The 13012-nt window shown below is 43.0% G+C and carries 9 protein-coding genes; 7 read left to right on the top strand and 2 right to left on the bottom strand.

Annotated elements, in window-relative coordinates; genetic code table 11:
• Positions 1 to 757 precede the first annotated feature (757 nt).
• The 7 genes from J7W16_RS18830 to J7W16_RS18800 all read left to right on the top strand — a co-directional run bounded on the left by J7W16_RS18830 (position 758) and on the right by J7W16_RS18800 (position 11751).
• A complete protein-coding gene (locus tag J7W16_RS18830) occupies positions 758 to 1732 on the top strand; it encodes an NERD domain-containing protein (protein WP_210599037.1) in 975 nt (324 codons plus the stop codon).
• A 471-nt stretch (positions 1733 to 2203) separates the two neighbouring features.
• Positions 2204 to 2464 (top strand): hypothetical protein, encoded by a 261-nt coding sequence (locus tag J7W16_RS18825; RefSeq protein WP_210599036.1) that lies wholly within the window; start codon positions 2204 to 2206, stop codon positions 2462 to 2464.
• 197 nt (positions 2465 to 2661) lie between these two features.
• Positions 2662 to 4017, top strand: a complete 1356-nt coding sequence (locus J7W16_RS18820; RefSeq protein ID WP_210599035.1) for an efflux RND transporter periplasmic adaptor subunit — start codon at positions 2662 to 2664, stop codon at positions 4015 to 4017.
• Position 4018: 1 nt separating this feature from the next.
• A complete protein-coding gene (locus J7W16_RS18815) occupies positions 4019 to 7108 on the top strand; it encodes an efflux RND transporter permease subunit (protein ID WP_210599034.1) in 3090 nt (1029 codons plus the stop codon).
• The gene (locus tag J7W16_RS18810; protein WP_210599033.1) at positions 7101 to 7673 is read left to right on the top strand and encodes a TetR/AcrR family transcriptional regulator; all 573 of its coding nucleotides are present in this window, start codon (positions 7101 to 7103) and stop codon (positions 7671 to 7673) included. Before J7W16_RS18815 ends, J7W16_RS18810 begins: the two co-directional genes overlap by 8 nt.
• A gap of 244 nt (positions 7674 to 7917) precedes the next feature.
• Complete coding sequence (locus J7W16_RS18805; RefSeq protein WP_210599032.1) at positions 7918 to 10431, top strand: sensor domain-containing protein; 2514 nt, start codon at positions 7918 to 7920, stop codon at positions 10429 to 10431.
• Positions 10432 to 10458: 27 nt separating this feature from the next.
• Positions 10459 to 11751, top strand: coding sequence for a methyl-accepting chemotaxis protein (locus J7W16_RS18800; protein WP_210599031.1), 1293 nt, complete (start codon positions 10459 to 10461; stop codon positions 11749 to 11751).
• 48 nt (positions 11752 to 11799) lie between these two features.
• On the opposite strand, the gene J7W16_RS18795 is transcribed toward J7W16_RS18800, so the two are convergent.
• Positions 11800 to 12279 carry a sigma-70 family RNA polymerase sigma factor gene (locus J7W16_RS18795; RefSeq protein ID WP_210599030.1) on the bottom strand — a complete coding sequence of 160 codons (480 nt, stop codon included), beginning with the start codon at positions 12277 to 12279 and terminating at the stop codon, positions 11800 to 11802.
• A 301-nt stretch (positions 12280 to 12580) separates the two neighbouring features.
• Positions 12581 to 13009: a VanZ family protein gene (locus J7W16_RS18790; RefSeq protein ID WP_210599029.1), complete on the bottom strand. Its 429-nt coding sequence runs from the start codon at positions 13007 to 13009 to the stop codon at positions 12581 to 12583.
• Between the last annotated feature and the right edge of the window lie 3 nt (positions 13010 to 13012).

Raw genomic sequence — 13012 nt, 5'->3', positions numbered from 1 at the left:
GCATTCTGCTGAAAAGGTGTTTGCTTCTGTGAAATAGCTGGTAAATTGGCTGGAAGTTAGATTAATAAAGGTCATTTCAGAAGTGCATATTGAATTAAAGGCCAGCCAAAGGGTGCGGCTCATAATGTGGTCAATCTCGCTCATAAAGATGCGAATGCCGCTCATAAAACAACGAATCAGGCTCATAAAGTCAGAAATTCCGCTCATAAAGCGAGCCATACCCTTGATCAACAGCTGCATTCTGCTGAAAAATGTTTGCCTCTGTGAAAAAGCAGGTAAATTGGCTGGAAGTTAGATTAATAAAGATCATTTCAGAAGTGCATAGTGAATTAAAGGCCAGCCATGGGGTTCGGCTCATAATGTGGTCAATCTCGCTCATAAAGATGCGGATGCCGTTCATAAAACAAAGAATTCGGCTCATAAAGTCAGGCATTCCGCTCATAAAGCGAGCCATACCCTTGATCAACAGCTGCATTTTGCTGAAAAGGTGTTTGCCTCTGCGAAATAGCTAATAAATTGGCTGGAAGTTAAATTACATTTCAGAAGTAAATAATGAATGAAGATCCAACCAAAAGGGGTACCGCTCATAATGTGGCTTATTTCGCTCATAAAGCTGTAGCTCAGGCTTATAAAATAGCTACCCAGGCTCATAAAGCCACACAATCAGCTCATAACTCCAAAAAAATAGAGATAACCAAGCAGGGAAACAGCCCCTACATCAAGAAAACCATAACCATAACAAATGAGAGGTGATGAAATGATCAAAAAACAAAGAGATATCCCATTAAAAATACTAAAATTAGAAGCATTACTCCGCCGATTACCGTTCAATCATAGTCAGAGACCATTGATTGAAAAGGACTGGAACATAAGAAAGGCAGGATTACGAGGGGAGCAGTCACTTGATTACTACCTGAAAGAGCTCTCTCCATCAACCCACGACATTCTCCACGATCTTAGAATCAGACACGCTGAAGACAGCTATTTTCAATTAGATACCCTCATCATCACACCACATTTTCTTCTAATCCTCGAGGTGAAGCACATCTCCGGCACTCTTTTCTTTGATCAGAAATTCAATCAACTCATCCGAACAAAAGGAGGAGAAGAAGAGAAGTTTTTGAATCCTCTAATTCAACTCCGTGTACAGCACCAACGCCTGCAGCACTGGTTGCTAGTTAACAAATTCCCTAAGATACCTATTTTCGGTTTAGTTGTAAGTACACATCCCTCCGCTGTCCTCAAAGCAAATACAAATGACGTCCACAATAAAGTAATTCATGCTGAATGCCTTCTCGATAAAATTAATGACTTCACAAATCTAAATCAAGAGCCTATCTTTTCAAAAAAAGATATCACCCGCTTGGCGAAAGTACTAATCAAACAACATACATCATCCGATTTTTCAGTATTAGAACAATATAAAATTGCAGCCTGTGAACTGCAGACAGGAGTCCACTGTCCTATTTGCAATCGTCTGCCACTACCTCGTAAGAAGGGAATTTGGTTTTGTCCTGCTTGCTTAGAGCCCGATCCACATGCCTATCGTTCAACATTAAATGATTCTTACTTACTTTTCGGTCCCGCAATTACAAATGAACAAGCACGTCATTTTCTAGACATTGAATCACGTAGTGTTACTTCAAAATTATTAGGCTCTCTTCAATTAGAAAAGATAGGTGAGAAAAGAGGGAGTAGCTACAAGTTACATCTGATCAACCCAGGCTCATAACTCCACCGATCCCGCTCATAAAATGATCAATCCCGCTCATAATCCAGCCCACCCCGCTCATAACCACCCATATCCGCAGCTCCCTACACAAAATTCAAACCTCCCAACCCCCTATATGACCAAAGAGCCACCATCAAACACCCAAAACCACCCAAAATCAAACCACCTCAACCCAGCCACAACTAAACGTCAACACCATGATCGACTCCAGGCTCATAACTCCCTCAATTCCGCTCATAAAACCACCATTCCCGCTCATAACTCCACCACTCGCGCTCATAACCACCCATATCCGCCGTTCTACACAAGATTCAAACCTCCCAACCCCTATATGACCAAAAAGCCACCATCAAACACCCAAAACCCACCCAAAACTCCACCCTCCACTCACCAAAAGAATAATCTCCCCAACACAAGCAAAGACTAACATCATGTAAGCCTAAATAACTCAACAACATGGAGGTTTTCTTAATGAAAAAATTCTTATTAACAATAGCAACTGTAGCTTTATCAGCAACACTTATGACAGCTTGTGGTGAAGTGGAGGAAGAGGTTGAAATCGAAGAGCCAGTTGGAACGGAAGAGATTGAGGAAGTTCCGATGGATGAGCCACTTGCAGGTGAAGAGGATGTAGAAATGGGTGAAGGCGATGAGTTACTTGAGGATGTTGATATCGAAGGTGAAGATACAGGTGACGAGTTAGCTGAAGAGCCTGTTGAAGAAGACGAATAATAGCAACTAAAAGCCTGCTGTGAGATCCTCTCATAGTGGGCTTTTTTCTCTGGTGACTTATTCCAGTACATTTAGATTGACCTATGGGCTTGGATTACATACAATCAAATAAGATACAGAACTGACCGGTCGGTCGGATATTTTATGAATAAAGAAAGAAGAATAAATAGTAATAGAGAATAAGGAGTGGAGAATGGATGAAAAAGCGTATTACGGCACTTGGGGTCGTTATGTTTTCGGCTTTGACGCTTGTTGCCTGTGGGAATGAGGCGGAGACTGAGGTTGAGCCTCAGGTGACAGCGGTTGCGGTTGAAGAAGTATATGAAGGTAGTTTACTCGGTTCTAATCGATTTATCGGACAGGTTCAAGCGGGAGGGCAGTCTGCTATTATTCCTAAAATTCCTGGTGAACTTGTTGAAGTTAATGTGAAAAAGGGAGATACGGTTGAAGAGGGACAGGTGCTAGCGAAGGTCAATGATCAGGATCTTAGGCTGCAGCTTGAAGCGGATGAGGCTCAGCTTGCTCAGGCTCGTAATGGCTTGAAGCGAGCGGAAAATGGTAAGACACAGGCTCAGGCGAATGTTAGTCAGGCCGAGGCGTCTCTTAATCAGGCACGACAAGGGCTGATGGATGCGAAGTCAGCGCAATCATCCCAGCAAAAGGCAATTGAGCAGCAAATAAAGGAAGCACAGCAAACGGTTGATCAACTCACTCGTTCACTTGCAGAGGGTGGAGCATCTGAGGAACAGGTCAAGCAGGCGGAGCAGCTTCTTCAAAGCTTGCTTGCCTCGCAGCAGGGCAGTGGCTCAATGGCTGGTGCAGGGCAGAGCCTGTCTTCAATTGAAGCGACGGTCGAACAAGCGAAGAAAGGCGTCGAGCTAGCTGAGGCGTCTACAACGGATGCAGATCTCGCCATTCAGGATGCGAAGCGGATGGTGGAGCAAGCGGAAAAGGCGGTCGAGCGTTCACGAGAGCGTTTAGATGATGCGGTTATTCGAGCAGATGTGAGCGGGGAGCTACTTGCCGTTGAAGGTGAAGTTGGTGATATCGTCTCACAGCAGGCACCATTTGCTCAGATCATTTCATTAGATACAGCAACTGTTTCGGTTAATGTCACGGCAGATCAGCTTGCTTATTTTAACGAGGGACAGGAAGTTGACGTTGAAGTAAGTAGTGTTTCTGGAACACAGACAGGGGTAGTCAGTTATATTGCCTCATCTGTTGGTGAGACGCGTCTATTCCCGGTTGAGGTTGAATTAGCGAGCCCAGATGAAGCGATTCGTCAGGGGATGGTAGCAACCATTTTTACCGAGGAAGTGCTTGTTGAGAACGAACGAATTGTTCCGACAGAAGCGATCCTTGAAGGTCAAGGTCGTGCATTCGTCTATGTCGTTGAAGACGACGTAGCGAGAGAAATTGATGTTGAAGTGATTCGATTTGATAGTGAGCTTTCTGCCATTCGTGGCGAGATCGAAGTAGGTGCAGAGGTCATCGTCAAAGGGCAGCATTTGATTGAGGATGGGTCCGTGGTTCGCATCAATAGGGAGGTGTAGCATGAGACTGGTTCATACGTCGGTTAAACGCCCGGTCAGTGTTATTATGATTGTCCTTGCTGCCCTCGTACTTGGTGGCATTTCATTAAAAAACTTAGCAATTGATTTGTTCCCAAATATTAATGTTCCTATCGCAGTTATTGCAACATCCTATCAAGGAGCAGCCCCGCAAGAAATGGAGCAGCTTGTGACAAGGCCAGTAGAATCGGCAGTTGGTTCGATTGAAGGAATACAGTCAATCGAATCAATGTCTTCGCCAAGCTCCTCACTTGTCATCATGGAGTTTGATTGGGGGCGTGACATCGATGAGTCGATGAATACGATTCGTGAGCGTATTGACCAAGTGGCAGGAGTCTTACCAGAAGGAGCCGGTCGCCCATCGATTTTACGCTTTGATCCACAGCAAATGCCTGTTATGTCGATTGGGCTATCAGGGGCATCGGCTGATGTATTGCAGCAAATTGCTGAAAGTGAAATACAGCCAATGTTTGAACGGGTTGATGGAGTAGCCTCGGTTAGTATTGAAGGTGGTCTCACACGAGAACTTCAAATTCAAATGGATCAGGCTAAGCTTGCTGCTTATGGGCTGTCAGGTGGGCAGATTGTCCAAGCCATTAGTGGAGAAAATCGATCTGCATCAGCTGGAAATCTTGAACGTGGTACACAGGACTTACAGTTGCGGATAAATGGAGAATTCACCTCGATTGAAGACATTGAGGACACACCGATTGCTCTTCCAACTGGTGGAACGATCACAGTCGCCGATGTAGCGGAAGTGACGGACACATTCCGTGATGTTTCAATGAAGTCAGTGGTGAACGGAGAGGAAGCAGTCGTTCTCTCAATTATGAAGCAATCAGATGGAAATGCCGTGCAGGTTGCAGATAATATGTATAGAGCGGTTGAAGAAATGCAGGCAGAACTTGCAGAGAGTGACCTTTCAATGGAAGTGATTATTGATACATCGACATTTATTCGCCAATCGATTTCAAGTGTTGTCAATAATATGATTATTGGTGGTGTGCTATCAATTGCGGTCTTACTGTTATTTTTACGAAGCATTCGCACAACGCTCGTGATCGGGATATCTATTCCAATTGCCATTATCTCAACATTCACGCTTATGTATTTCACTGGCGAAACGTTGAATGTGCTATCAATGGGAGGGCTTGCCCTTGGGATTGGGATGATGGTCGATAGCTCGATTGTTATTCTCGAGAACATCTTTAGTAAAAGGCAGCAGGGCTACACGATGATTGAAGCAGCAAAAGAGGGTGGATCGGAGCTAGCTGGTGCGGTGCTTGCCTCCACTTTAACAAGTGTTGTCGTCTTTCTACCGATTATCTTTGTAGAGGGACTCGCTGCAGAAATTTTCCGACCACTCGCACTAACGGTAGCCTTTTCGTTATTTGCATCGTTGGTCGTCTCGTTAACGTTAATCCCGATGCTATCCTCTCGCCTCTTGAATAAGGTCAAAGTTGAGGAAGAGGAAGAACCAAAGGGCTTTAATAAATTTGTTGAAAAAGTAACAAATGTCTATCATCGTATGTTGGACTGGGCCCTTCGAAAGCCGAAAACGACGATTTTAATTACGCTCCTTTCAATTGGTGGAAGCTTGGCTTTGTATCCGTTCATTGGAACAACGTTTATTCCTGAATCCGATCAAGGACAGGTTCAAGTCAGTGTTGTGACACAGGCTGGGACGCGTCTTGCTGAAACGGAGGCAATAGCGACAGAGGTTTCAGAAAAAATCGCGAGCTTCGGCGATACGATTGATACAAGCTATGCCACAATTGGTGGTAGCTCGCAAGGATTTAATAGCAGTACAAACCAAGCGAATTACACGATCCAACTAAAGGATCCTGATGAACGAGACATGACAACAGATGAATTTGTCACAGCACTCCAGGCCGAGATCGGTGCGATTCCAGGTGCGGAGATTACTGTATCAGGTGTTGATGCTGGACTTGGTGGTGGTGCACCGATTCAGATTAATATTAGTGGACCAGACTTTGATGTTCTAGAAGATCTTTCACAGCAGGTGATGTGGATGATTGAGGAGAACGAAGGCGTTACAAATGTCGAGAGCACCATTGCTGAAGGACGACCTGAGCTACAGATTGTTGTCGATCGTGATATGGCAGCAGAGTATGGCTTAAGTCAGCAACAAATTATGAATGAAATCACGCTTGGCTACACAGGGCAGGTGGCGACACGCTACCGTGAAGGCGGAAATGAGTTTGATGTACGTGTTATTTTGCCTGAAGAATATCGTCAAACGATTCAAGATGTTGAGGCGATGATGATTCGTAATAACCAAGGGGTAGAGATCCCTCTAATCTCTGTTGCAGAGCTGAAGCAGGTACAGGGGCCGACTGAGATTAACCGAAGCAATCAGCAGCGTCAAGTACGTGTCACGAGTGAGCTAGAGGGCGTTGATCTTGGGACAGCAATGGCTCAGGTTGAAGAGCAGATCGAGGCAATGAATAAGCCAGATGGCTATACAATGACCATTGGCGGCCAGGCACAGGATATGGCTGAGTCATTTGGACAGCTTGGAATGGCATTGATTCTTTCTGTCTTTCTTGTCTACATGGTTATGGCGATTCAATTTGAATCCTTTATCTATCCATTTATTATTATGTTCTCTTTACCAACAACGGTCGTTGGGGTGTTTGGTGGACTCTTTATTACAGGTCAGCCGCTTAGTGTTCCGGCATTAATCGGGGTCATCATGCTTGCCGGGATTGTTGTTAATAATGCGATCGTACTCGTCAGTTATATTAATATCCTTCGTGAAAAAGGCGTCGATCGCTATGAAGCGATTATTGAGTCAGGACGCTCTCGTCTTCGTCCAATCTTAATGACGACACTCACAACAGCACTTGCGATGGTGCCATTAGCCCTTGGTTTCGGTGAAGGGGCCGAGTCGCAAATGCCGATGGCGGTTGTTATTATTTTCGGATTGATGATGTCGACGTTTTTCACATTGCTGTTAGTTCCAGTCATGTATGTTCTTTTAGATAACTTGACGAAACGCTTCGGATCCTTTTCTTGGAGACGAAAAAAGGCGGTCGATTCAATTGATTAAACAAAACAAACGTGACAAGATCATCGAGGCCGCCCTTCAGATTTTCTTGAAGGAAGGCTACGAGCGAGCAACAATGCAAGGGATTGCGAGTGCGGCAGGTGTGGGCAAAGGAACGACGTATGAATATTTCCCGAGCAAGGAAGCTCTCTTCAATGACGTCGTTCGCGAAGGCTTTGACTACCTGATTACAGAACTCGCCGTCGCCCTAGAGCAAGAGGGGACGATTCAGGAGAAGGTTGAACGTATGTATTTACGTCACTTAACTATTTTCCAGACGGAAACACAATTTCGCGACTTAATGTTAAATGATATGGGCAAGATTCCAGAAGAAACCCAGCTCTGGCTTATTGCACAGCAGTCTGAATTTGTTCTTAAGTTAAAAGGGATCTTAGAGGACGGAATCAAAATTGGGGAGTTACGGCCAATCCATACACGGGTTGCCGCAAACACAATCACCCATGGCTTGAAAATGATCTATTATTATCAAGGTGAAGAGCATGAATCAATTGAAGAATTAGTCAAGGAACAGGTTGCCATGCTCTTCAATGGAATGAACCAGATATAACAGGTGAGAAAGTGCTTTCAATAGAAAGCACTTTTTTTCATGATTCTACACAAATTCGACACAATCTGTGATAATATAACTAGTAACATTATCACATAGCGAAATATTCAAAAAAATCAACATAATTCTTTAAACAAATAAAATGTTTTTTTTACATTAAACGACAATATTTGCGATTCCTATCCTGTATACTAATTCGTATTACTAACAAAGATTTTCAAAAAGCATCCTAGAAAGGTAGACGATGATGAAATCACTAAAAGAGAAGTTAAGGTCGATTGATTTTTTAAAGACAGTTACTGCAATTGATCTAAATGAGCTTGAAGCGTGTAAGTTGCTTTTTGGTAATAACTCGGATCTTGTTATATTCAGTGACCTTAATGGAGTCATCATCGACTTTAATGATGCGGCAAATAAGGTGTTAGGTTATGAACGTAAGGAATTACTGGATCAGTCAATTTTTTCCATTATCCAAAGGGCTGATCATACACGAACGGCAGAGAACCTCGTAAGCTTAACAAATGGCAAACCTCAATATGATACATACACATTGAAGCATAAAGACGGTTCAGCGATTGTGATTGAAAATAGGAGTATTCTCATAAAAGATGGTGATGAACAAGTTGGCTTTATTGCGATTGGAAAGAACGTCACCTATATCAAGCAACAGGAACTGAAGCTTAAGCATATTCAGGAAAACTATAATCATATTCAAGCCGTAGGGAATACTGCGACATGGGATTATGATGTCAAAAATGATGAAGCCTACTGGTCAAAGCATATGTATACGATTTTTGGCTTTGAAACTGATGCAATCACTCCACCAAACAATGATGAATTTGTATCACTCATCCACCATGAGGACCGTGAGCTATTTATAAATATTGTCAAACAAACAAACAAAGATAAGAAAGCATTCCAAACTGAACTCAGGATATTGAAGAAAAATGGTGAGGAACGAATCATCTGTATGAAAGCGGATGTCATCCTTGATGCAAAGGGAGAGCTCATCCATATCATTGGGACCATCCAGGATATTACCGACCAGCGTCGGATGGAGAGCTTGCTTAAACAAAGCGAGGACGAGAAGCAAATCATCTATGACAATCTCGACATGTCGATCTGGTCGTTTGACGTTCTTGCAAATAAAATCATCTTTTGTTCAAAAGGCTTCACAACGATTTACGGGAAATCACCAGAACAAATCGAAACAGAGGATAACTTCTGGCGTGATGTCGTATATCCTGATGATTTTGACCGTATCGTGGAAAAACAAGCAGACCTTTTTAAAGGAAAAACGCTTAAACGACAATTCCGAATTATTCATCCAAGTGGGCAAATCAAATGGGTGTCAGATCAAGTTACTCCGACGCTAGATGAGAATGGTACGCTGATTCGAATTGATGGCATTACCTCAGATGTGACGGAGCAGAAGCAGGCTGAGGCACAAATGAACTATCTAGCTCATCATGATTTTTTAACGGAGCTACCGAACCGGCGTGTTTTCCAAAAACGATTCGTGGAATTGTTGGAGGAAGTCAAGTGTTCGAGTCAGCAGCTATCTGTTATTTACTTGAACATCGACCGGATGAAGTATTTCAATGATACATTAGGTCATTTCGTTGGGGATGCGATCCTCCAAGAGGTGTCTAGACGACTGTTATCGTTGGGGGATTCACTTCTTGTCGCTCGAATGGTCGGTGATGAATTCGCAGTGGTCGTTAGTAAGGAAACGGCATTATCAGAGAAAGCGATCAAGGTTGCAACGGAAATCATGGCACTATTAGAGGACCCTGTTATTGTTGATGACTATGAATTGTACATCACAACAAGTATTGGCATTAGCGTGTTTCCAGACAATGGCACAGACCAAGACCAACTGATGATAAATGCGATTGCAGCAATGAACCAGGCGAAGCAGCGTGGCAAAAATAATTACCAGCTCTTCTCGCAGAGTATGGGCGTCAAAACTCAAAAGTCATACTCGATTGAACAGGATATTCGAAAAGCATTGCTCCACGACGAATTCGCCGTGTATTACCAGCCGCGTGTCGACGCAGCCACTGGAGAAATTGTTAGTGCCGAGGCATTGATTCGCTGGCAGCACCCAGAAAAAGGCATGATTCCACCAGGCATATTCATCCCAATTGCTGAAGAGGCAGGATTGATTACTGAAATAGGAGATGTCGTTGCGACAAAAGTAAGTCAGCAGCTAAGACAGTGGATGAATGAAGGTGCTCACATTTGCCCGATTTCGATTAATGTTTCAGCACAAGGCTTCTTAAAGACAGACCTAATTATGAATCTAGTTTCCATTTTAGAGACGGCTCAGATTAGCCCTACATTAATTGAACTTGAAATTACAGAAAGCTCCTATTTGAATAATATGGGTTTAGTGATTGAGATTATTGCAGAGCTCAAGAAGCATGGCTTCCGAATTGCCCTAGATGACTTCGGGACAGGCTATTCCTCGTTAACTCATTTACGAGAATTAAAGATTGATACATTGAAAATCGATCGTTCCTTTATCCGAAACATCACGGAAAACAAGCAAGATGAAATCATCACATCAAGTGTCATCCAGCTCGCTCAAGGCTTGAATCTGAAGGTTGTTGCCGAAGGAGTCGAGTGTCAGGATCAGCTAGAATTATTAAAGGAAAAGGGCTGCGATCAAATTCAAGGCTATTTGTTCAGTAAGCCAGTACCAACGCAAGAATTCGAGGATCTCTTAAAACAAGGATTTCTGCAAGCAACCTAACAACACCCCTCAGGAGGAATTATTCAGATGGAATCGAAGAAACGAAAAGGCTTTTCACTGCAAGCAAAGCTAACAATCATGGTCGTCATCTTAATATATGTTATTACAAGCCTAGGAACATTCATTGGTTCACTCACTCACAGGTATTCGGCCGAACACCAGGTATTAGTAGGAATAATAGGAACATTCGGAGCTGTCATTATCGGAGCAATCGGAGCCTATTTCATGATTCGGTACACTGTAAGGAAGCCACTTGCTGAATTAACGAATCTAGCAAATGCATTCCTGGAAAATGATTACACGAAGCGAGTAGATATTAAAACAAGAGACGAATTCGGGCAATTAGGTCTTGTGTTCAATGCAACCGCTGACCAAATTGAAAAAGTGATTAAAGAAATGAAGAACTCAAATGAAAGTCTTTCTAGTCAAGCTGAGGAGTTACAGAGATCACTTGCAGAAACCAAAATGTCGACAGAACAAATTGCTTCAAGCACGGAGGAATTCAGTAGAGGTTCTGAACAGATGGCAGAGGACGTTTCCCAAATTGTTGAAGAAACCAATACGATGACCGCACGTCTGCAGCAGTTCTCCGTCAGTGTAGAGCAAGTCGATCAATCGGCATCTGACGTTCTTGCTTATGTGAAAATAGGAGATACAGCCATCGCCAAATCAATGGAAAAGGCAGACTCCGCGAAAACTAAAGTCGACCAAACAGCCCAGAGTGTCGTTAGCCTAAATGAAAAATCACAAGCGATCAATGATGTGATTGATTTAATTACAAATATTGCTGAGCAAACCAATCTTCTTGCATTGAATGCCTCAATTGAAGCAGCGCGTGCTGGTGAAAATGGCAAAGGCTTTGCCGTCGTTGCGAATGAGGTTCGTACACTTGCGACACAATCAAAGGATTCTACTGTTCAGATTCAACAGCTAATCAAGGATATCCAAGATGGAATATATGCAATTGTGGAAGACAGCTTCGTCAGTAGCCAGGAAATTAACACAATGGTCGATGAAGTGAAGGGAACGGAAAAGGCAATTAAGGATATTAATGATGCGACACTGACGATCAAGAACCAAACTGATCAAATTACCCAAGCAATTAAAGAGCTAGTTAAGAGCGGAGAGATTGTCAATGAATCGGTGACAAATGCCTCTGCTGTATTAGAGCAATCTCGGGCAGGGACAGAGGAAATTGCAGCATCAACGGAACAGCAAGCGACATCAGTCAAGCAGCTGTCTTCAATGGGAGATGAACTCGAAAAAATGGCGAGTAATCTTACTCATCTAGTCCAAGGATTTAAGGTCTCAAATGAATAAAATGAAAAGGAAGCAGGCGGGAATGAATTCCGTCTGCTTCCTTTTTGATTACTGCTTGACCAATACCCTTAATTTTTTCAAGGCATTCTTTCTCCATGTTGAAACGGTATTGACAGAAACCTGATATTCACTAGCAATCATAGCGGGCTTCTTACCCTGAACAATTGCCTCAATGAACCAGGCCCGCTCCCGCTCTGAAAGATGATTAAGATAGTCATCAAATAACTGTAGATCCTCTGGCTCAATAGCAACGACGCTTTCCACCGCTTGCATAGCATCATCGCCGAGGAAATGCCTGTCTGAAAAACGCTTCTCCCTTTTCAACTGCATCAGCATATGACCACGAACGGTATGTAGGGCAAACGCCTCGAACGCTCCTTTTTCCGGATCGAAACGCTGACAAGCCTCCCATAATGCAATTAACCCAAGCTGGTAATACTCATCATAGCTCCGATATAAATTAAGCTTTTTGATTTGTCCTCTAATTAATGGCTCAAATTGAACAGATACTTCCTGAAAATCAATCACTGATAATTCCTTTTGAAGAAGCGCTTCTCAGTTATTCCCGGTAAGAACAATGTAATCTGATATCCGAGCGAGTGCATCTTGGCAGAATGACAGTTTGAACGGATTCGAAGATGTCATAGTGACGAAATCATCTAAGCCATATCATCGAAATGAAGAGGTGAGATGACAGCAAAAAATGAAAATAGGTCTATTTTCAATTGGACAAAATTAGACAAATTCCCGGGAAATACTTCATTCGAGAAACGTTACCACCCAACACAAAAAAACAATTGCATTTGCAATTGTTTAGAATCTAGCATCACTATTTGTTTTTAGATTGGCGATGCTTTTCTGTCCTGTGCTGTTTTACTGAGCAGATAAGTAAGAGAAAGAAAAGAGCACCCATTGAATCTATTAGTACATCTGTTGCTGCAGCCGTTCGCTCAGGTAGAAAGGATTGATGCCATTCATCAACCGCACCGTAAAAGGTTGCAACGAACCAAGCGATATAATAGCGTAGTTTGTGTCCGCCAAGCTTATTCAAAGCAAGCCAAACAAATACAGCTAACATGCCAAACGCTACTAAATGAGTCATTTTCCGAGCTAAGAAGTTAATTATTTCTGCATTAAAAAAAGGAAACTCGAACAAGCTCTCCGTAGATTGCCCAGTGAAAAATGGAGCCCTTGTAGCGATTGCAATTGCAATACACCAACCAATAGCCACAGCCCACCAAATATTAAACCATTTCATCCC

Origin of the sequence: Halalkalibacter suaedae (assembly GCF_017939705.1) — a bacterium.
Lineage (GTDB): Bacteria > Bacillota > Bacilli > Bacillales > Bacillaceae_D > Halalkalibacter > Halalkalibacter suaedae.
This window is presented reverse-complemented; position numbering and strand designations above follow the sequence as displayed.

Coding starts and splice junctions, on each gene's coding strand:
- J7W16_RS18830 (WP_210599037.1), top strand. CDS start 758: ATGATCAAAAAACAAAGAGATATCCCATTAAAAATACTAAAATTAGAA.
- J7W16_RS18825 (WP_210599036.1), top strand. CDS start 2,204: ATGAAAAAATTCTTATTAACAATAGCAACTGTAGCTTTATCAGCAACA.
- J7W16_RS18820 (WP_210599035.1), top strand. CDS start 2,662: ATGAAAAAGCGTATTACGGCACTTGGGGTCGTTATGTTTTCGGCTTTG.
- J7W16_RS18815 (WP_210599034.1), top strand. CDS start 4,019: ATGAGACTGGTTCATACGTCGGTTAAACGCCCGGTCAGTGTTATTATG.
- J7W16_RS18805 (WP_210599032.1), top strand. CDS start 7,918: ATGATGAAATCACTAAAAGAGAAGTTAAGGTCGATTGATTTTTTAAAG.
- J7W16_RS18800 (WP_210599031.1), top strand. CDS start 10,459: ATGGAATCGAAGAAACGAAAAGGCTTTTCACTGCAAGCAAAGCTAACA.
- J7W16_RS18790 (WP_210599029.1), bottom strand. CDS start 13,009: ATGAAATGGTTTAATATTTGGTGGGCTGTGGCTATTGGTTGGTGTATT.